This is a genomic window from Pseudomonas sp. TWR3-1-1 (assembly GCF_049896545.1).
Classification (GTDB): domain Bacteria; phylum Pseudomonadota; class Gammaproteobacteria; order Pseudomonadales; family Pseudomonadaceae; genus Aquipseudomonas; species Aquipseudomonas weihenstephanensis.
This window is the reverse complement of record NZ_JAFCUO010000002.1, coordinates 611,027-631,268: the sequence shown is the minus strand read 5'-3', so window position 1 is coordinate 631,268 and position 20,242 is coordinate 611,027. Positions and strand designations below refer to the sequence as shown.

Annotated in this window: 17 protein-coding genes and 1 pseudogene; 8 read left to right on the top strand and 10 right to left on the bottom strand. The window is 55.1% G+C overall.

Features of this window, described 5'->3' with window-relative positions; genetic code table 11:
• Positions 1 to 50 precede the first annotated feature (50 nt).
• Positions 51 to 1,013, top strand: a complete 963-nt coding sequence (locus tag ACP7A4_RS08445) for a LysR family transcriptional regulator (RefSeq protein ID WP_426246356.1) — start codon at positions 51 to 53, stop codon at positions 1,011 to 1,013.
• Here ACP7A4_RS08445 and ACP7A4_RS08440 read toward each other — a convergent pair.
• From ACP7A4_RS08440 to ACP7A4_RS08430, 3 genes and pseudogenes are all read right to left on the bottom strand, one after another.
• Positions 955 to 1,167 (bottom strand): PA3496 family putative envelope integrity protein, encoded by a 213-nt coding sequence (locus ACP7A4_RS08440; RefSeq protein ID WP_059766127.1) that lies wholly within the window; start codon positions 1,165 to 1,167, stop codon positions 955 to 957. The genes ACP7A4_RS08445 and ACP7A4_RS08440 overlap by 59 nt on opposite strands.
• 170 nt (positions 1,168 to 1,337) lie before the next feature.
• The gene (gene hexR / locus ACP7A4_RS08435) at positions 1,338 to 2,204 is read right to left on the bottom strand and encodes a transcriptional regulator HexR (RefSeq protein ID WP_048363743.1); all 867 of its coding nucleotides are present in this window, start codon (positions 2,202 to 2,204) and stop codon (positions 1,338 to 1,340) included.
• 156 nt (positions 2,205 to 2,360) lie between these two features.
• Positions 2,361 to 4,037, bottom strand: a pseudogene (locus ACP7A4_RS08430) (putative bifunctional diguanylate cyclase/phosphodiesterase); the annotation flags it as partial.
• 424 nt (positions 4,038 to 4,461) lie between these two features.
• On the opposite strand from ACP7A4_RS08430, the gene uvrD reads away from it, so the two are divergent.
• From uvrD to ACP7A4_RS08415, 3 genes are all read left to right on the top strand, one after another.
• Positions 4,462 to 6,645, top strand: coding sequence for a DNA helicase II (uvrD, locus tag ACP7A4_RS08425; protein ID WP_426246353.1), 2,184 nt, complete (start codon positions 4,462 to 4,464; stop codon positions 6,643 to 6,645).
• 343 nt (positions 6,646 to 6,988) lie between these two features.
• The gene (locus ACP7A4_RS08420; RefSeq protein ID WP_048363745.1) at positions 6,989 to 7,840 is read left to right on the top strand and encodes a Tim44 domain-containing protein; all 852 of its coding nucleotides are present in this window, start codon (positions 6,989 to 6,991) and stop codon (positions 7,838 to 7,840) included.
• Between the two features lie 133 nt (positions 7,841 to 7,973).
• Entirely contained in the window at positions 7,974 to 8,381 is a 408-nt protein-coding gene (locus tag ACP7A4_RS08415; protein WP_048402655.1) for an SMI1/KNR4 family protein, read from the top strand.
• 55 nt (positions 8,382 to 8,436) lie between these two features.
• Here the strand turns inward: ACP7A4_RS08415 and ACP7A4_RS08410 are convergent, their stop codons facing one another.
• Complete coding sequence (locus ACP7A4_RS08410) at positions 8,437 to 10,197, bottom strand: cation:proton antiporter (RefSeq protein ID WP_059766122.1); 1,761 nt, start codon at positions 10,195 to 10,197, stop codon at positions 8,437 to 8,439.
• A 289-nt stretch (positions 10,198 to 10,486) separates the two neighbouring features.
• Between ACP7A4_RS08410 and ACP7A4_RS08405 the strand changes: the two genes are divergently transcribed.
• The gene (locus tag ACP7A4_RS08405; protein WP_059766119.1) at positions 10,487 to 10,972 is read left to right on the top strand and encodes an acyl-CoA thioesterase; all 486 of its coding nucleotides are present in this window, start codon (positions 10,487 to 10,489) and stop codon (positions 10,970 to 10,972) included.
• A 207-nt stretch (positions 10,973 to 11,179) separates the two neighbouring features.
• Here ACP7A4_RS08405 and pdxY read toward each other — a convergent pair whose 3' ends face one another.
• Complete coding sequence (pdxY, locus tag ACP7A4_RS08400; RefSeq protein WP_426246349.1) at positions 11,180 to 12,052, bottom strand: pyridoxal kinase PdxY; 873 nt, start codon at positions 12,050 to 12,052, stop codon at positions 11,180 to 11,182.
• Between the two features lie 113 nt (positions 12,053 to 12,165).
• Here pdxY and ACP7A4_RS08395 point away from each other — a divergent pair, with 113 nt between their 5' ends.
• Positions 12,166 to 12,573 carry a DUF3301 domain-containing protein gene (locus ACP7A4_RS08395; RefSeq protein ID WP_059766117.1) on the top strand — a complete coding sequence of 136 codons (408 nt, stop codon included), beginning with the start codon at positions 12,166 to 12,168 and terminating at the stop codon, positions 12,571 to 12,573.
• 260 nt (positions 12,574 to 12,833) lie between these two features.
• Here the strand turns inward: ACP7A4_RS08395 and ACP7A4_RS08390 are convergent, their stop codons facing one another.
• From ACP7A4_RS08390 to zigA, 3 genes are read right to left on the bottom strand one after another with little or no spacing between them, the layout of a single operon-like run.
• A complete protein-coding gene (locus ACP7A4_RS08390; RefSeq protein ID WP_426246403.1) occupies positions 12,834 to 13,805 on the bottom strand; it encodes a CobW family GTP-binding protein in 972 nt (323 codons plus the stop codon).
• Between the two features lie 40 nt (positions 13,806 to 13,845).
• The gene (locus ACP7A4_RS08385; RefSeq protein WP_426246347.1) at positions 13,846 to 14,496 is read right to left on the bottom strand and encodes a DUF1826 domain-containing protein; all 651 of its coding nucleotides are present in this window, start codon (positions 14,494 to 14,496) and stop codon (positions 13,846 to 13,848) included.
• Positions 14,496 to 15,704: a zinc metallochaperone GTPase ZigA gene (gene zigA / locus ACP7A4_RS08380; protein WP_426246345.1), complete on the bottom strand. Its 1,209-nt coding sequence runs from the start codon at positions 15,702 to 15,704 to the stop codon at positions 14,496 to 14,498. Before zigA ends, ACP7A4_RS08385 begins: the two co-directional genes overlap by 1 nt.
• 146 nt (positions 15,705 to 15,850) lie before the next feature.
• On the opposite strand from zigA, the gene folE2 reads away from it, so the two are divergent.
• Complete coding sequence (gene folE2, locus ACP7A4_RS08375; RefSeq protein ID WP_059766110.1) at positions 15,851 to 16,747, top strand: GTP cyclohydrolase FolE2; 897 nt, start codon at positions 15,851 to 15,853, stop codon at positions 16,745 to 16,747.
• 45 nt (positions 16,748 to 16,792) lie between these two features.
• On the opposite strand, the gene ACP7A4_RS08370 is transcribed toward folE2, so the two are convergent.
• Complete coding sequence (locus tag ACP7A4_RS08370; protein WP_203302123.1) at positions 16,793 to 17,311, bottom strand: DUF3617 domain-containing protein; 519 nt, start codon at positions 17,309 to 17,311, stop codon at positions 16,793 to 16,795.
• 136 nt (positions 17,312 to 17,447) lie between these two features.
• On the opposite strand from ACP7A4_RS08370, the gene cls reads away from it, so the two are divergent.
• Positions 17,448 to 18,887, top strand: coding sequence for a cardiolipin synthase (gene cls, locus ACP7A4_RS08365; RefSeq protein WP_203302122.1), 1,440 nt, complete (start codon positions 17,448 to 17,450; stop codon positions 18,885 to 18,887).
• 58 nt (positions 18,888 to 18,945) lie between these two features.
• Here cls and cfaB read toward each other — a convergent pair whose 3' ends face one another.
• Positions 18,946 to 20,133 (bottom strand): C17 cyclopropane fatty acid synthase CfaB, encoded by a 1,188-nt coding sequence (gene cfaB / locus ACP7A4_RS08360; protein ID WP_059766104.1) that lies wholly within the window; start codon positions 20,131 to 20,133, stop codon positions 18,946 to 18,948.
• Positions 20,134 to 20,242 lie beyond the last annotated feature (109 nt).

The window sequence follows — 20,242 nt, the reverse complement described above, 5'->3', positions numbered from 1 at the left end:
AGTAACAACTTATAGTCAGATCACTTGTCGCTTCGGATAATTTTATAAAAATGCGTAAGTCATTGATGCGTATCACTTTTAGGCAGCTTCAGGTATTCAATGAAGTGTGTGATTTACGCTCTTACAGCCGTGCAGCAGAAGAAATGTCGCTGACGCAACCCGCCGTAAGTCTACAAATTCGCCAGCTTGAAGAACTGGTTGGGCAGCCTTTATTCGATTACGTCGGCAAAAAGCTGTACATGACCGAGGCCGCTGAAGCGCTTCAGCGGGCCAGTCGCGATATTTTTGACCGACTGGAAAACCTTGATATGCAGCTGTCCGACCTGCTCGGTTCGCTACAAGGGCAGCTGAAATTGGCCGTGGAGTCGAGTGCGAAATATTTTGTGCCGCATCTTTTTGCGGCGTTCAAGCGCCTGCACCCCGAAGTCAATTTGCAACTCACGGTGGTCAATCGGGCACAAGCGGTGCGCAGACTTTCAGACAACCGCGACGATCTGGTGATCATGTCGATGGTGCCGCTGGACATGGGTCTGGAATTTTTGCCGTTTTTGAATAACCCGATCATTGCTGTTGCGCCGCCCGATCACCCCTTGGGCCAGCGCGAAACCTTACAACTTCAAGAGCTGGAACCCTTCACGCTGCTGATGCGCGAGCAAGGGTCTGGCACGCGCAGGGCGTGCGAAGAATATTTCAAAGATAAACGCGTGCACTTCAAACAGACGCTGGAGGTGGCGTCGACCGATGCTCAGCGTGAATGTGCGGTGGCGGGGTTGGGCGTGGCGCTGTTGACGCGCCACGCTGTCAGCCTGGAGCTGGCGACCGGCTTGCTGCGTGAGCTGCCGGTCGAAGAATTGCCGCTGTATCGCAGTTGGTGCGTGGTGCAGGCAAAAGCCAAACGCCTGTCACCGGTGGCGCATGCGTTCGTAGGCTTTATTCGCAGCGAGCGTCAGCAAATCAGCGCGCTGGTTGAGCGCTTCGACGGCCATTTACCGGTGGCGCCTGCCAGTAATTGATGGCGCCGAGGTCGGGGTAGTCGGCCGTTTCAAGGCGCAATAAGCGCTGGTCCGTATGGTCTTCAATCGCGCGCCGGAAGGCCATGCGGCGCTGGTCTTCCTGTTGACGACGGGTTTTGACGGCGCTGTTGCGTTCTTCGTAAGGCTGGGCCATTTCGAGTCTCCCAAGGCGTGTACGGGAGCTTTACGATGGACTTTGTTTGTGACAATTGAGCGAAGCCCCAATGACAAAAGAATGAACCGGGTACGACCTCTGTAGGCGCTGGCGAAGGCTGCGATTGTTTACGATCAAAAAATCGCCGCCTGCGAGGTATTTAGGCGGGGTTAATCGTCGTGGTTTTTCAGCGATTTTGGCGACAGGCGCAAACTGCGCAGGCTGCGCTTGACGCTCTTGAGGTGGTTGACCAGGCTCGGGCCACGGGCCATTGCCACGCCCATTGCCAGCACGTCGATCACCACCAGGTGGGCGATGCGCGAGGTCAATGGCGTATAGATTTCGGTGTCTTCGTGAACATCGATGGCCAGGTTCACGGTGGCCAACTCTGCCAATGGCGTTTGGCTGGGGCATAACGTGATCAATGTTGCGCCGCTTTCACGCACCAAATTGGCGGTAATCAGCAAGTCTTTGGAGCGACCCGACTGCGAGATGCAGATGGCCACGTCGGTGGGCTTCAAGGTCACGGCCGACATCGCCTGCATGTGCGGGTCGGAATAGGCCGCTGCCGTTAGCAACAAACGGAAAAACTTGTGCTGCGCATCGGCCGCCACGGCACCCGAGGCACCAAAGCCATAAAACTCGACACGCTGAGCCTGAGACATGGCGGTCACGGCACGCTGCAACGCCACAGGGTCGAGCTTTTCACGCACGTCCATCAGGGTGTGCAGCGTGGTGTCGAAAATTTTGAGGCTGTAGTCAGCGACAGAGTCGTCTTCATGGATGGCGAACTGACCAAAACTGGCACCCGCCGCCAGGCTTTGCGCCAGCTTGAGTTTCAGGTCTTGAAACCCGGAACACCCAATCGCCCGGCAAAAGCGCACGATGGTGGGCTCACTGATACCGACGTTATGGGCAAGGTCGGCCATGGAACTGTGCATTACAGCCGCAGGATCAAGCAGCACGTGATCGGCGACCTTGAGTTCCGATTTACGTAACAAGTGGCGTGACTGGGCGATATGTTGCAGCAAGTTCAAAGGGCAGGACTCGGTCTGAAAAGGTGAGGTACCAGAGATGTAGCAATCTTGTAGTTATACTACAAGAATTCGATTTCTGCCCAACCAATACGTCGCGTACACCTGCGTTTTACCCCCAATACAGGCTACCAAAGCTCTATGTAGCCCTTTTTAGCACTACAAAAAGACTACATTGCTGCGTAATAAATCACCTAAAGCTGAAGGATTAATGGGGCGACTGATCAAATATCCCTGCACCTCGTCGCACTGCTGCGCCTTGAGAAACGCCAACTGCACGTCGTCTTCCACGCCTTCGGCTACAACCTTTAAATCCAGGCTGTGGGCCATCGCGATAATCGCTTTGGTAATCGCCTCATCCTCGACCGAGCGGCCGACACCGCGAATAAATGTTTGATCGATTTTTACGTAATCCACAGCAAACCGTTTGAGGTAACTGAGGGACGAATACCCCGTGCCAAAGTCATCAATCGCCAGTTTTACCCCCAACTCGTGGAGTTGCTGGAAAGTCGCAACAATGGAATCAACACTGTCCAGCAACTGGCTTTCAGTGAGTTCCAGCTCCAGGCAATGAGGCGCCAGCCCGCTCTCTTCCAGCACTTGACGCACCAAACTGACCAACTTGCCCTGACGCAATTGATGCACTGACAAATTGACCGATACCCGTATCGGCGCCAGCCCTTCGCGTTGCCACTCACACGCCTGATGACACGCCTGGCGCAGTACAAACTCGCCAATGGCACCAATCAGGCCGGTCTCTTCGGCCAAACCAATAAAATCACTCGGGGGCACGCTGCCCAGTTGTGGATGATCCCAGCGCACCAACGCCTCCGCCGCGTGCAAACGCCCTGTGGTCAGGCACAGCTTGGGTTGGTAGAAGACTTTGAGTTGCTGATCGGCAATTGCCTTGCGCAGTTGGTTTTCCAGCTGCAAGCGTTCAAGGGTACTGTCTTGCAGGCTATGACTGAAAAACTGAAACGTGCCGCCGCCCAAGTGTTTGGCTTGCTGCATGGCCTTGTTGGACTGGCTGACCAGCGTGGCGATGTCCCGTGCGCTTTCAGGCAACAAGCTGATGCCCATTGATGCGCTGATGACCAGTTCATGCCCGTCAATCACCAATGGCCGGCTGATTTTGGCCAACAGCCGGGTCGCCACACGCGCCAGACTCGTCAGGCTACCGTACGCATCGAACAACACAGCGAATTCATCACCAGAGAGCCGCGCAATGGTGTCTGCCTCCGGCAGTGCTTTGGTCAGGCGTCGAGCGACTTTATGCAGCACTTGGTCAGCCAGTTCGGGACTCAGGCTGTCATTGAGCAGCTTGAAACGATCAAGGTTGATGTAGAGCAGCGCAAGGTTGCGGGCACCTTGGCGCACACGCTGATTGGCTTCTTCCAGCCGCTCTTTGAACAACAGGCGATTGGCCAGCCCTGTGAGTTCATCAAAATGCGTCAGATGGCGCACCCGGGCTTCAGAAATACGCCGCGCTGACAGGTCGCTGACAAAGGCCACGATGTGGCTGATACGCCCGTCATCATTACGCACGACTTTAAGTTGCAGCCATTGCGGGTAAAGCTCACCGCTTTTGCGCGTTTCGACCAACTCGCCCTGCCAATGGTCGTGCTCATCCAGCACCGGCTGGATCATTGGAAAGTGACGGCGGGCATCACGACTGCATGCCAGTTCGTTCACACGCCGCCCGACCAGCTCTTCGACGGCGTAACCACTGATGCGACAAAACGCCTGATTGGCCGCCAACATCCGGTAATCGGGGTCGAGGATCACAATGCCTTCGCTGGCCGCTTCAAACACGGTGGCGGCCAAACGCCGTTGCTCAACCTCGCACGACGCCGGTGCAGTGCGCTGCACGTTGTGCCCCTGAGCCTGCTGCAACACTTCAGGCCATACAGGAGGTGCCAAGCGCCGTCCTTGGCGGCGCTGACTGGCTCGCCAGCCGACAACGCCCAGCAGCGCCAAAAAAAAACCGAGCCCGGTGCCCAACGCCACACCCGACGCGCTAAAACTCTGAATCATCGGCAATATTCTTATCAGTGGATGAGCCAAAAAATGTTGCCCGAGCATACACAAGCCAGGCCCGTGACCAAACTGAGACACGTCATTAAACAGACGAAACAAGACCCTGTAATTGAAGTGCGCACCTGCAGTTCTTTTAAAACACTCACCGCAGCGCTGCGACAGACGGCCAGCCCGAACAGGATAGAAGTTTGCCCGGTTTGAGCCAGCACCCTAGAATGCGCCGATGCGCGATGATCTCTCTCTCTTGTTAAATTCCCTCAACGATGCCCAACGTCAGGCCGTCACGGCCAGTGTCGGGCGTCAGTTGGTTCTGGCCGGCGCAGGTTCCGGCAAAACCCGTGTGCTGGTGCACCGTATCGCCTGGTTGATCCAGGTCGAAAACGCGTCCCCCCACTCCGTACTGTCGGTGACATTCACCAACAAGGCCGCTGCCGAGATGCGTCACCGCATCGAGCAGCTGATGGGTATCAACCCGGCCGGTATGTGGGTTGGCACCTTCCACGGGCTGGCGCACCGCCTGCTGCGTGCCCATTGGCAAGAAGCCGGGTTGAGCCAGACCTTCCAGATTCTGGACAGCGATGATCAGCAACGCTTGGTCAAGCGTGTGATTCGTGAACTGGGGCTAGACGAACAACGCTGGCCAGTGCGTCAGGCGCAGTGGTTTATCAACGGTCAAAAAGACGAAGGTCTGCGTCCACAACACATCCAGGCCAGTGGCGATTTGTTCCTGGCCACCATGCGCAGCATTTACGAAGCCTATGAGGCCGCCTGCCAGCGCGCAGGCGTGATCGACTTCTCTGAGTTGCTGTTACGCGCGCTGGACCTGTGGCGCGATAACCCGGGCTTGCTCGCGCATTACCAAAAACGCTTCCGGCACATTTTGGTCGACGAGTTTCAGGACACCAACGCCGTTCAATATGCCTGGCTGCGATTGCTGGCCCAGGGTGGCGACAGCCTGATGGTGGTCGGCGACGACGACCAATCCATCTACGGCTGGCGCGGCGCGAAAATTGAAAACATTTACCAGTACTCCACGGACTTCCCGGACGCCGAAACTATTCGTCTGGAGCAGAACTACCGCTCCACTGCCGGCATTCTCAAAGCCGCCAACGCCCTGATCGCCAACAACACCGGGCGCATGGGTAAAGAGCTGTGGACCGATGGCGGCGACGGCGAAGCAATCAATTTGTATGCCGCCTTCAACGAGCACGACGAAGCCCGCTACGTGGTCGAAACCATTGAGAGTGCGCTTAAAACCGGCCTTGCTCATAAAGACATCGCTATTTTGTACCGCTCCAACGCCCAATCGCGGGTACTCGAAGAGGCGCTGCTGCGCGAGCGCATTCCGTACCGTATTTATGGGGGCCAGCGCTTCTTCGAACGGGCTGAAATCAAAAACGCGATGGCCTACATGCGCCTTCTCGAAGGCCGTGGGAATGATGCTGCGCTAGAGCGGGTGATTAACGTCCCGGCTCGCGGTATTGGCGAAAAAACAGTCGAAGCGATTCGTGAACACGCACGCCACAGCGACGTGTCGATGTGGGAATCGATGCGCCAGTTGATTGCCAACAAAGCGCTGCCTGGCCGCGCGTCGGGCGCCATCACAGGTTTTGTTGAACTGATCGAGAACCTCGCAGCAAAAGTCATGGAGATGCCGCTGCATCTGATGACTCAAACCGTGATCGAGCAAAGCGGACTGATTGCTTACCATCAGGCAGAAAAAGGCGAAAAAGGCCAGGCCCGGGTAGAAAACCTTGAGGAACTGGTCAGCGCCGCCCGTAACTTCGAGAACACCGAAGAGGACGAGGAGCTGACGCCGCTGGCCGCGTTCCTGGGTCATGCATCGCTGGAAGCCGGTGACACGCAAGCCGAAGAGCATGAAGACGGTATCCAGCTGATGACGCTGCACAGCGCCAAAGGTCTGGAGTTCCCGTATGTGTTTTTGGTGGGGATGGAAGAAGGTCTGTTCCCGCACAAGATGAGCCTGGAAGAGCCGGGGCGTCTTGAAGAAGAACGCCGCCTTGCCTACGTGGGCATCACCCGCGCCATGCAAAACCTGGTCATGACCTATGCTGAAACCCGACGCCTTTACGGCAGCGAAACCTACAACAAGGTTTCGCGCTTCGTACGTGAAGTGCCAAAAGGGCTGATTCAAGAAGTGCGCTTGTCCAACAGCGTTAGTCGCCCTTTCGGCGGCGGTCAACAGCAAAACACGAGCACCCTGTTTGGCGGTTCGGAGATCCCGGAAACCGAATTCAAACTGGGACAGATGGTCAAGCATGCGGTATTCGGTGAAGGCGTGATCCTCAACTTCGAAGGTGCCGGCGCGCAGGCGCGGGTGCAGGTTAACTTCGACGAAGGCAGCAAGTGGCTGATGATGGGCTACGCCAAACTTGAGGCGGTCTGACAGCAACCCGACAGGCATCGGACGATAAGGTAGGCAACATAGGCTCAGACTTTGTTCTTTCTGGACAATCCGGGCCTTGTTGTCAGCCAACGTTGCAGCACTGAGGGCGAGCCTCCAGGCCCGGGCCAGTCTTCATCCTGAAGCGTGGCCTCTCCCTCTGCTGTTATCCGTTTTCACGGCGGCGATACGGGCTGGCTTTTCGACGACCCCAAGGTGAACTACACGATATCGGGAACCGTCCTACTCACATTTAGGCAAAAGCCCGAAACATTTCACTGCTAGCCAGTCACACCTCACCTGTGCAACATGGCGCGCGTGTCATCCACAAATGGGAATTCCCTTTATGAAACGTTTTCTTAGCATCGCCATGGCGTTGTGCATCGGCTTGACGATGAGCCTCGACGCAAACGCCAAGCGCTTCGGCGGCGGTAAAAGCTTTGGTTCGGCCCCAAGCCACCAAACTCGCCAAGCCGCTCCTGCCTCTCCTGCCGCAGCCCCTGCTGCCGCCGGCGCAGCCGCAAAAGCCGGTGGTGCTTCTCGCTGGCTCGGCCCTCTGGCCGGCATCGCTGCTGGCGGCCTGCTCGCGTCCATGTTCATGGGCGGTGGCTTCCAGGGCATGCAAATCTTCGACATCCTGATCATGGCTGTCATCGCGTTCGTGATTTTCCGCTTTATCGCCGCTCGTCGCCGCAAGCAACAGGCTGACATGGCACCAGCGGGTCACGCACCCATGCAGCGCGAAGTATTCGACGCCAAGCCTGCGCCAACATCAATCTTCGGCGGCGGTGCTTCAGCGGCGCCAGCACGCCCGGTGATCAACGCCCCGGCGTGGTTCAACGAGCAGAGCTTTCTGGAAGCCGCGCGTAACCATTTCCAATCCCTGCAACAGCACTGGGATGCCAACGAAATGGATAAAATCGCCGAGTTCGTTACCCCGCAAATGCTCGATTTCCTCAAGCGTGAGCGCGCGGATCTGGGTGATGGCTTCAACTCAACCTACATCGATAACCTGACCGTTCAGCTGGACGGCCTGGATGATCGCGCCGACAAAACCATCGCGACCCTGACTTTCAGCGGCCTCTCGAAAACGTCGCGTTTTGACCAAGGCGAAACCTTCAGCGAGAGCTGGAACATGGAACGCGCTCAAGGCGAAAACCAACCTTGGCTTGTAGCCGGTATCCGTCAGAACGGCTGATCCCTGCGCTCCACACGCAACACCCAAAGCCCCGGACTTGTCCGGGGCTTTGCATTTCACGATTGCACTTATAACGAGCTACTGTATAAAGCGCGTCATATAAACCGCGCCATAGAGTATGAGGATTGAGGTCGTGGAAGAGATCATCGAAGAACTGCGTGAAAAGAACGAACCTGTGCCTGTTCCTCTGGAACTGCCTGATGACGATCAACTGGTGGAAATCGAAGAACAACTGTTCATCGACATCCCCTTTGTGTTCAAAGAGTTTCTGCTGACCGTCAGCGACGTGGTGTATGGCAGCCTGGAACCGGTCACCGTGACCGACCCACAATCCCATACCTACCTGCCAGATGTCGCAGCCACTGCATGGGATGCTGGCGTCCCACGTGAGCTGATCCCGATTTGTCAGGACGGCGACGACTATTACTGCGTGGAGGAAGATGGCACCGTGGTGCTGTGGTCCGCAGAAGAAGAGTTGGTGACCGAAGAAACCTGGGAATCGGTCTGGCACTGGGCACGGGATGTCTGGCTGGAAAGCTGATTTTCTTTTGTAGGAGCGAGCTTGCTCGCTCCTACAAAAACTCAGGACAGTGCCGCTAGTGCCCTGTCTCCTTGTGATTGTCCAGCGTCTCCAACAGCGCAACTTGCATGCGCGTGTGGATGCGCACAAACCAGCGCCACAACACTGCCGCCACTCCCGCCGCCACGACCGCAATCACAATCAGCAATTCATTGGTCGGCAAGATGCTGGCAGACAATGCCGACAGCAATAAAAAAATCACCAGTAGCGACAAGATCGGAATCACCTCAGCGATCACCCGGCGCACGCGTTGCGTGTGACGCCCCGCCATTTCGGGTTTAACCCCCATCTCCGCCAAGAGCATCGACAGCGCCTTGAGCTTGCGATATGCCGCGATCAGGAACGGTAACGACAACAGTAAGGCAGCGCCCCAAATCAAGCCGTTTTGCCAGCTCGATTTCATCACCCAGCCCTGTAAATAATCTGCAATGCGGGGGGCGAAATACCCGCCCGCAAAGAAAATCGCGATAACCAACGCCAGATTGACGCCCACCTGTAGCAGGATTTTTCTGATCATCGCCGCCAATAAAGCACCCTCGCCCTGTGGCTGGATGCTCCTCAACCACTCGCCATACAGAGCAAAAACCCGCGACACCCGGTTTGGCATGACCTGCGCCAGCTTGAGCGAAAGCGGATCTGCGGCACGAATCAAGTAAGGCGTCATCAAGGTCGTCAGCACAGACACAGCAACCGCCACGGGGTACAGGAAGCTGCTGGTGACCTGCAAGGTCATGCCCAGTGCCGCGATGATGAACGAAAACTCTCCGATCTGAGAGAGGCCCATCCCGACTCTCAGAGAGGTGCGTCCATCATTACCGGCGATAAAAGCACCTAACCCACAGGACAGCATCTTGCCCAGTACCACTGCACAGGTGATGACGACAATGGGTAAGGCGTATTCCCACAAGATGGCGGGATCGAGCATCAAACCGATGGCGACAAAAAAGATCGCGCTGAACAAATCGCGCACAGGCTCGATCAGCCTTTCGATATTCAGCAGTTGCCGTGATTCAGCCATGATCGCGCCGATTAAAAAAGCGCCCAGGACCATGCTGTATTCCAGCTTGACCACCAGCAGGCAAAAACCAAAACACAGCCCGAGCACGGTAATCAGCAGCATTTCATTGCTTTCAAATTTGGCCACATAGGCCAAAACGCGTGGCACCAGCAAGATACCGATGACCAGCGCCACAATCATGAACAACGACAGCTTGCCAACGGTGGAGAACACTTCTTCCGGGCTGACGCTGCCGCTGACGGCAATGCTCGACAGCAACGCAATAATGCCGATGCCCAGAATGTCTTCAACGATCAGCACACCGAAAATCAGCTGCGCAAAGCGCTCGTTTTTCATTTTCAGGTCATTGAGCGCTTTAACGATGATGGTGGTCGATGAAATGGCCAAAATGGCGCCCAAAAACAGCGAATCCATCGTGTTCCAGTCGAACCAGCGGCCAATTTCATAGCCGATCCAGATCATCAGGGTGATTTCCATGAACGCCGCAATAAAGGCCGTGGCACCCACTTTGAATAACTTGCGCAGGCTGAACTCCAGCCCCAGGCAGAACATCAAAAAAATAACCCCCAGCTCAGCCAGGGTTTTGATGGTTTCTTCGTCATGAATCAGACCGAATGGCGGCGTGTGCGGGCCAATAATAAAACCCGCCACGATGTAACCCAGCACCACGGGCTGTTTAAAACGGTGAAAAAGAATAGTCACCACACCTGCGACCAACATGATGACTGCCAGATCCTGAATAAAGCTGATGGCATGCATGGCGTGTCGCCTCCTTGTGTGGGTGCTGCCCGACAACAGAACGACAGACACAGCGAGTCTCGCAGTATGTATCGACTGTTTTAAGTGTAGGAAATACCCGCTAAACGGGCTTTGGCAGGTTAACACCGGGACTTAACGCAGAAAGGCGGCGCAATATATGGAAACATGTACGCCAGAGCGTGACGACAGCCCAAACGGTAGCGTCCCGTTCCTGTCTGTTTCAAAAAATCGAAAAGTATCCACAGAGATACCCATTTCACTGCTGCAACACTACCGCGAGCCTGCTGCTATGGAACCCGGAAACGCCCAACTGTCGATGACGGTCTTGATGACCCCGGACATGGCCAATTTTTCTGGCAATGTTCACGGCGGAACCCTGCTCAAATACCTCGACGAAGTCGCCTACGCGTGCGCCAGCCGCTATGCCGGGCGTTATGTGGTCACTTTGTCCGTGGACCAGGTTATTTTTCGTGAGCCGATTCATGTCGGCGAGCTGGTGACCTTTCTGGCCTCGGTCAATTACACCGGCAACACGTCGATGGAAGTGGGGATCAAAGTCGTCACTGAAAACATTCGTGAGCGCTCGGTGCGCCACACCAACAGCTGTTTTTTCACGATGGTGGCAGTGGACGACGACCGCAAACCGGCGACTGTTCCGCCTTTGCAACCCGTTAACAGCGAAGACAAACGCCGCTTTATTCAAGGCAAACAGCGTCGCCAGATCCGCCAGGAGCTGGAAAAACGCTATCGGGAATTGAAAGACGAAACGGTCTAGGCCTTTTGCCACCGGTCCAGCATCGCGCAGATAAAACCTGTCGCTGACGAGGAGTGCGAGGCTGCGTCCAGCGGCGCAGCCGTGGTAAACCATTCAACGCAGTGCCTCAGACACACCGCACTCATCCGGTTTACGACCGCTTCGCGCCCGAGCAGCCTCGTGCCTCGGCAGCGCCTACAGGGCGCGACGATGCCCCTAGGGCAAGGATTACAGGTTGATCGGCGTAGCCTCAAAGCGCACACGCGGGTGAGCAATACGGTCTTGAGCACGCACCAATTGCAGCTCGTAACTGGCACATGCCTGGGTTTCGAGCAGCACTTCATGCACCGCCGATGCCGAAAATTCAAATGCGGCCACCAGGCTGTCTCCCAACAGTATCCGTGCCAGGAATAAGCCGGACGTCAGGTCACCCACGCCTACAGGCTGGCGCGGAAACGCTAATAACGGGCGGCGCAGGTGCCAGCTCCCGTCATTCGTCACCAGCAACATCTCAAAACTTTCTTCAGGCTTGCCGGGGTATGACAGGTGCTTGACCAGTACCGCTTTGGGCCCGCGTGCCAGCATGCTGCGCGCCATCGCCAGGCAATCGAACAGCGATTGCGGATGGCGACCACAGAAGCTGTCCAGTTCCAGCTGGTTAGGACACAGAAAATCCGCTACTGCGGCCGCCTCATTCAGCAGAAAATCACTGACTTCGTACGGCACGATGCAGCCTTTCTCCGGGTGCCCCATAACGGGGTCGCACAGGTAAAGCGCATTGGGGTTAACCGCCTTAATGCGCGCGACCCCGCTGAGGATGGCCCGACCCTGTGCCGCGCTCCCCAAATAGCCAGATAACACTGCATCGCAGTTACCCAGTTCGCCAATCGCGGCAATACCGTCAACCAGCGCAGGAATTTGCTCAGGGGCCAGCACTTCGCCAGTCCACTGACCATACTGAGTGTGGTTCGAGAACTGAACCGTGTTCAAGGGCCATACATTTACACCCACGCGCTGCATAGGAAATACGGCTGCGCTGTTGCCGGCATGGCCGAAAACCACGTGGGATTGGATAGCAAGTAAGTGAGGCGTACGTTTCATGCCGGATTCCAGACTGCGGGTGGATTCAAGCCACGCAGTATGCGACGAAAAGCAACCTGTACGACAGGCTGAAGACGCAGTTAAGCTGAGCCTATTCTGTTGGAGCCCACGTCATGCTGACCCTTGGAAATATGTTTGTGCTGATGCTACTGGCCACTGCTGCTGCCTGGCTGTGGCACAACCACGGTATGCGCGAGCGAGCGCTGGAGCGCGTCAAACAGCACTGCAACAAGCTCGACATCGAATTGCTCGATGAAAACGTGGCCCTCAAGAAAATCGGATTCATTGCGGACGCCAAGGGCAATCGACGCTTGGCCCGTGTGTATAACTTTGAGTTCACCGTCACCGGCGATCAACGCCATGCTGGCACCATCACTCAATTTGGTGCCCACAGCGCGAAGATCGAGCTGGCACCCTACCCGTTTCAAGCACAACCTGAGCCTGAGCATCGCGACATCCCCAGCGCAAAAATTATTGAGCTGAGCCAATGGCGCCAGGAGCACACCAAACCGCCCCAATGATGAATCTCGAGGAGCGCTGCCTGCCTGAGTGCCTCTTTCTCGCCTTTTTAGTTCCCCTGTGGATAACTTCCCGTAAAACCCCGCCAAAAGCGCTGAAACCTTTGAAATAGACACTTCAAGGAGGTTAAAACAGATGGCAAAAACAAAAATTGTAGGACAACTTTACCAGTACAAAATGGCGTATTAATCCAAAATCAGCCCCGAAATCGATCAGGGCCGACAGCTCATTCAGCAAGTGCGCCCGCGTTAACCGTGAATGCCTACAGGGGATGAATGAGGCAGTCTTGCAGCCCTTTTTTGAGTGAATTCAGGTCCTGAGGGCTTTCGAAGATCAATTCAATGCGCGAATCGGTGCGCCACTCGCTGGCTTTCCAGGATTGGAGACTGTTTTCGAGGCAATTGACTGAAAACCACCCTGAGGGCGCATGCACAACGAGCTTGGCGCGCAGCCAGTTCAGCCCCTGAAGCCAATGATTGAGCAGCACCAGGTCAAATAGCAGTGAGGCGTGCCATTTCCAGCCAATACTCCACGCCTCAGGCTGCTGTTGCGTCATCACGAAAGGGGTCTGCGGGTCAGAAAAAACGCTTGGTACTGAATTAAAATCCTTATAAATCAATGAGTTATCCACAGCATGAATATCACTCATAGTGGCTACAGGCAGCGTATTTAGCGGGATGTAGCCCTGCTCGGTCCATAAAACAGGGCGCTTTGGCAGGCTGCATGCAATCTGCTCACGTTGCTCATTTTGGACACTATTAGATTTATTCATGACCACTAAACCGGCCATTTTCAAGGCTTCTTGTTGGGTTGCAGGCACCGGTTTACCCAAGGCTAACGCCTCGGCATCCAGCACTATTACGCACGGCTGCAAGGCTAAAACACCTAACCAGGGCGCAGCGCTGAGCTGCTTGAGGATTTGTGCAGGATGCCCGAGACCCGAAGGCTCAATGAATAAGCGATCAGGCTTTGCCTGACGTAACAGACGGCTCAAACCAATCTGAAAAGGCGCACCGTTCACACAACAGACACAGCCGCCCGCGACTTCAGTAATAGCGATTGCATCACCGCTTTGGCCCATCAAAGCAGCATCCAGACCTATTTGACCGAACTCATTCACCAGTACCGCCCAACGTTCGTGCACAGGTTTCTGGGCCATCAGGTGCTGAATCAGACTGGTTTTGCCTGCGCCCAGCGGCCCGGCGATCACATGTGTAGGGATGTTGTGCAGCATCATCAAACGCTTCTGTAGGGATTGAAGGTTGCAATATGCCTCAGGCCAGCCAATCCAGGGTCAAAATCAGCCGTCGTTCGCCGGCTTGCAGCGCAGGCGAACGATGGATCAACCCTGCACCCTCGTTGCCTTGCCACTTTTCGCCTTTAAGCAGCGCCACATCTCCCGTGTTCAGTTGCTCAATCAACGCTGCTTGAGTCGGCTCTGCCTGCGCCTGGCCCAGTTGCTGACGTGCCATCACGCCCTCGGCGAGCCACTGACTGCCCTGCCCTGCGTAGGTGGTGATCAGGCGGGCTGGCACATGATCAACGTGAAAGCGTGGGCACATGGCCTTATCCAAGGCCCTGAGACGCAGCCCAATGCGTTTGGCGCCTAACAAACAAGCGTAGGCGCTGACCAACCAGGCAACATCCGCCATGAAGCTTTCATAGCCTTCCAAATCGTTGAACCTGTGGGCAAGCCCATGAAGGTTGGGCTGAGCGTTTTCATCGTTCATTTCCAGGCTCAAGGCATCCGCCAAAGGCTCATCCAACGACAGCAGTAAATCGCTGAAATCAGCAATATGCACAGGCAAGTGGCGCTGCCAGACGGCCAAATTGACGTCTTCATCCAGTACGCGCGTGAGGATGTGGGGAGTGGCCCCACAGACCTGTTTTATCGTCATGTTCGGGCTGCAAGCGAAGGCATTCATCAGGCGGCCACCTCGTCATACCAGCCACCAAACGGGTCGCTCATCTGCTGCCAGCCCTCTACACCCAAGGCCATCTCTTCATCAGTCAACAGGCAGGAATCGAGTTCATGTGTGAGCTGATTGAAGTCGATATGTTGGCCAATAAAGACCAATTCCTGACGACAGTCAGCGGTGTCGGGCAGCCATTTTTTGAGGATTTCGGCCTTGGCATCTGCCTCTTGCGGCCACTGATCACGGGGTACAAATCGCCACCAGCGCCCGGCATATCCATAGCGCATTAAACCGCCCGCCTGTGACCAACTGCCAGCTTCCTGGTACTTGCTGGCCAACCAGAAAAAACCCTTGGAGCGCAGCAATTTACCGTTCGTCCAGGGTCGATCAATAAAATTAAAAAAACGTTCCGGGTGAAAAGGTCGACGTGCCCAGTAAGCCGTCGAGGCAATGCCATATTCTTCGGTTTCAGGCACATGTTCACCGCGCAGTTCTTGCAACCAGCCCGGCGCTTGAGCTGCGCGCTCGAAATCAAAACGCCCCGTATCCAGAATTTTATTCAGCGGGACTTCACCCATGACCATTGCAATGATTTCAGCCTGAGCATTCAGTCGTTGAAGAATGGCCATCAATTCCTGACGCTCAACACGGCTGATGAGGTCTATTTTGCTGACCAAAATAACGTCGGCAAACTCGATTTGTTCGATTAAAAGATCAGTGATCGAGCGCTCATCTTCCTCCCCCAATGTCTCACCGCGCGTGCCAAGGCTTTCGGCGGCCTGGTAATCGTGTAAAAAATTCAGGCCATCAACGACAGTGACCATCGTATCGAGGCGCGCGATGTCGGCCAGGCTTTGGCCCTCGTCGTCTCGAAACGTGAAGGTTTCTGCGACAGGCAGCGGTTCAGAAATGCCTGTGGACTCGATCAATAAATAATCAAATCGACCTTCCTTGGCCAGTTTGCTGACCTCTTCCAGCAAGTCTTCACGCAGGGTGCAGCAAATGCAGCCATTGCTCATTTCGACCAATTTTTCTTCTGCCCGGTTCAGGCTCACATCGCGCTGAACCTGGGCACCATCAATATTGATTTCACTCATGTCATTCACGATGACCGCGACGCGCAAGTTGTCGCGGTTACGCAGAATGTAATTGAGCAGGGTGCTTTTTCCTGCACCGAGAAAACCAGACAGCACTGTCACGGGTAGACGATTAGGCATGGAAGTTCCTCATCAGGGTCGGCAGGTCAAAGCGCCCGCTCGTGGGGGCGATGATCAAATCGCCATGAATGATACATTATAACAATACAAAGCATTAGAATTGTTATCTTGTAACGCTACCCTTTTCCCCCTGGATGGAATCTTTTATGAACGCCCTTACTCTCCCCGACATTGCCTCACAAAACGCCCGACAAACTGTTCCGCTGGAATGGGTCGGCATGTGCGGCATTGCGCTGCCTGTTGTGATAAATGGTCAGCGTTTAGCCGCAACCGCCGATGCCGGTGTCAGCCTTGATGACGGCGAGGCACGTGGCATCCATATGTCGCGCTTATATTTAGCGCTCGAAGTTTTAGATTCGCAGGCTCTGAACCCGCTACTTTTGAAGAAAATTTTGCAGCAGTTTTTGGACTCGCATGACGATTTATCCATCTGTGCCTACCTAAGAATCCACACGCAGGTGCTGTTGAAACGACCCGCATTAGTCAGCGCATTAAGTGGATGGAAGAGCTATCCAGTCAGCATCGAAGCTTCACTGAAAAATGGAATGTTCCACGTGGAACTAAAAATCGACGTGGACTATTCATCCACTTGCCCTTGTTCAGCCGCGTTAGCACGCCAACTTATCCAACAACAATTTGTCGATGACTTCGCGAACAAACCACTCCATCACGCCGAAGTGTTGACATGGCTTGGCAGTACTCAAGGCATTGTGGCTACCCCGCATAGCCAGAGAAGCACGGCTCACTTGCAGCTGCATCTCGGTCGCGAGCTGCAAAGTTTTCCGATCAACAACATCATTGATGAAGCAGAAACAGCCCTGGGCACAGCAGTACAAACAGCCGTAAAACGCGCAGACGAACAAGCCTTCGCATTAGCCAATGGGCAAAATTTAATGTTTTGTGAGGATGCTGCGCGACGCTTGAATGTCGTGCTGAAAAGTACAGCGGGGATAAAAGGCTTCAACCTTAAGGTGGTGCATGCCGAGAGTTTGCACAGCCACGATGCGGTGGCTGAGAGTCGCTGGAATTGGCGAAATGCCTAGAGGGCGTTCCGCGCACTGATGGGCCCAGTGCGCGGACAGCTTGAATCATGTACGAGGTTTGACGGTTCCACAGTTTTGGCCCAGCCATACCGCACGGGTATCCATGCTGCCTTTTTGCTGAACACCCGTGGCGTTGAACGTGCCGTTTACTTGGGAACTAAACTCTCTGTCGCTGGCAAATGTGGCAACCCCTGCGCCTTGGACTTTTGGGCAACTAAAGCGAAACTTCCACTGATTTCCACTACGCTCAGTGATCTGCTGATTACAACCGGACTTCGGATCTGTCAGCGGGATTGCATCTGATTTGACCTGCTCAGGCGTCAGGCATACCCGCACACCTTTACCCCCAACGGTGATCCCTTGATTTTCCAATTGCGCCTGTTGCTCCGGGGTCAACATGGATTGCAATTGGCCCAACATCACTTGCAGGTCAGGAAGCTGTTGGCCATCGACTTGCATATTGCTGGTGGTCAGCTCCCAAAGACCCGGTTGCAGCATTTGGGCTTGAGCCACAGGTATCGATAAACCACAGGCCATGAGCAGCCCAAGCAGACGAACATTCATCAAGTAGCTCCTACGCATATGTGGGGGTTAGACGTTGAAAAACAGCAAGCGTTGCATCAGCAAACATTTAGGGACATTCATTGCACAACGTGGTCTTTTAGTACGCAGCGTCACACATTGAGGAGCAAGGATACGCATGGATTATCTCGGCCCGCACGTTTTCGGTTATCTGATTTTATTGATCCACACCTTGGGTTTGATTGCCGCCGTGCACGCGGTATTAACCGTGAGAACCGCTCAAGGTGCAATTGCCTGGGCCATGTCGTTGTTCTTCATTCCCTACTTCACGCTCATCCCGTATTTGATTTTTGGCCGTAGCACCTTCGACGATTACATCCGCGCCAGACGTCAGGCCAATCAGGAAATGCGTGAAGCCATCGCAGATCTGGACTGGCGACCTTGGGTCGAGGAAGCCCTTGCCGCACGTAACTCAAAGGCCTACACCTCCTTGCGCGCGATGCCCAGGTTAGGCCGCATGCCGTGCCTGGCGAACAATCAGGTGAGCTTACTGATTAATGGCACAGCGACCTTCAACGCTATTTTTGAAGCCATCCGCACCGCCGAACAGGTGGTCCTGGTGCAGTTTTTTATCATTCATGACGACGACCTTGGCATGAAACTGCATGCCCTGCTGCTCGAAAAAGCGGCTCAAGGGGTGCAGGTGTATGTGTTGTACGACAGCATTGGCAGTCATTCTTTGCCCAATAGTTATGCCGAGTCATTGCGTGCGGGGGGCGTTCAAGCGCAAGCATTTGCCACCCGCGGCGGCTGGATCAGTCGCTTTCAGGTCAACTTTCGTAACCACCGCAAAGTGGTTGTGGTGGATGGTGTGAAAGGGTTTGTCGGCGGGCATAACGTTGGCGATGAATACTTGGGAGCCAAACCGCCTCTGTCTCCGTGGCGCGATACCCACGTCGAGGTCTGCGGGCCGGTGGTGGCGTGCCTGCAAGAGTCGTTCGCCGAAGACTGGTTCTGGGCTGCGCGCAAACTACCGCCGTTGATCCTGCCGCAGGCTTACCCGGAAGGCGGTGTACTGTGCCAATTTCTAGCCAGCGGGCCAGCCGATCCGTACGAAACTTGCTCACTGTTTTTTGTTGAAGCCATCCATGCCGCCACTGAACGGGTGTGGATAACAACGCCTTACTTCGTGCCGGATGAAGCGGTTTTTTCCGCATTGAGGCTTGCCGTGTTGCGCGGGGTGGATGTACGCATCCTCATTCCCTCACGGCCCGACCATAAAATTGTGTATGCGGCCTCCAGCCTGTATGCATTCGAGGCGGTGCGTGCCGGGGTGAAAATGTTCCGCTACCAGCCAGGGTTCATTCATCAGAAGGTTGTGCTGGTCGACAACGAAATCAGTGCAGTCGGCAGCGCCAATATGGACAACCGCTCGTTCCGCCTGAACTTTGAAGTGATGCTGCTGACGGTCGACGAAGCGTTTGCCCGCGAAGTCGAACATATGCTGCTGGACGACTTTGCCCTGGCGCGTGAAATCACCGAAGACGACATCAAAACCACGCACCGTTTGCAGCAACTTGGCATGCGTGTGGCGCGCCTGGTTTCGCCTGTTCTATAAAAAAGGGCTGTGTCACTGAGTGACACGGCCCTTTGACAATCACCGAAATCTCGACCGCTCAACGATAAATATCGGCCCTCGTCGATGGCAGCTCAAGCGAACCGTCGGCATATGGTTTGGCGGCGAGGATCTGATGGATGTTGATCCAGCCACGCGCAAACGCATATGCGCAGCCAGCAAGGTACAGACGCCAAATCCTTAATGTCTGCTCTGGCACTTGCTTGGCAGCCGCCTCAAGGTTTTGTTCAAGGCGCTGACTCCAATGCTCCAGCGTGCGCGCGTAATGCAAACGCAAACTCTCGACATCGACCACTTCCAGTCCAGCCTCGCTGATGTGTGCACTGATCATCGACAAGTGCGGTAATTCGCCGTTAGGAAACACATAGCGCTCGATAAACTCCCCCGCACCGCGACCCACTTGGCGCCCGTCGGTGTGTTTGGCAGTAATGCCGTGGTTCATCACCAAACCACCTTCGCGCACTGCGTTGAACAATACTTGGCAGTACTCTCGCAGGTTGGCGTGGCCGACGTGCTCAAACATCCCCACGCTGACAATTTTGTCGAAGCGGCCATCTTGTGGCAGGTCACGGTAGTCGAGCAGTTGCAGATCGACCTTGTCTTGCAGACCTTCTGCCTTGACCCGTTCTTGAGCCAACGCGAGTTGCTCTTTGCTCAGGGTGATACCAAACACCTTGACCCCGAATTCGCGTGCTGCAAAACGTGCCAACCCGCCCCAGCCACAGCCGACATCCAGCAGGTACTCACCTGGCTTGAGCCGAAGTTTTCGGCACAAGTGGCGAAACTTGGCTTGCTGAGCTTCATCCAGGCTCTCTTCACCGGTCTCAAAATACCCGCAGGAATAGACCATCTCGCGGTCCAGCCATAACTGATAGAAGGCGTTAGACAGGTCGTAATGGTAGGAAATGGACGCTGCGTCCGTTGCCTTGTCGTGGTAGTTGCGCGCGGGTGTGCTGTCATCATCCTCGTCGAGCAACGCTTGGCTGAGTTCATCGCACACGCGTACGACTTCGCTGATTGACCCTTCAGCCAGTTCCAGTCGACCTTCGACGAACGCACTGCCCAACAAGTCGAGACTGGGATGCATGAACTCAGAAACGATCTTCGGATCCTTGACCACAATGGTCACGCTGGGGGTTGGCCCCAGATCCAGTTCATGTCCATCCCAGAGCTTCAGGCGAAGTGGAATTTTAAGATTCTGTAAAGCTGGTGGCAGTTGCGCGAGCATCAGTCATCCTCCCTCATTTCAGACGTCAAAAAATAAGGGTAGTCGATTAACGCAAACTGTCAGCCTCACGGGCTAGAAGGTATGGGCTAGAGCGGATGAAACCTTTTTT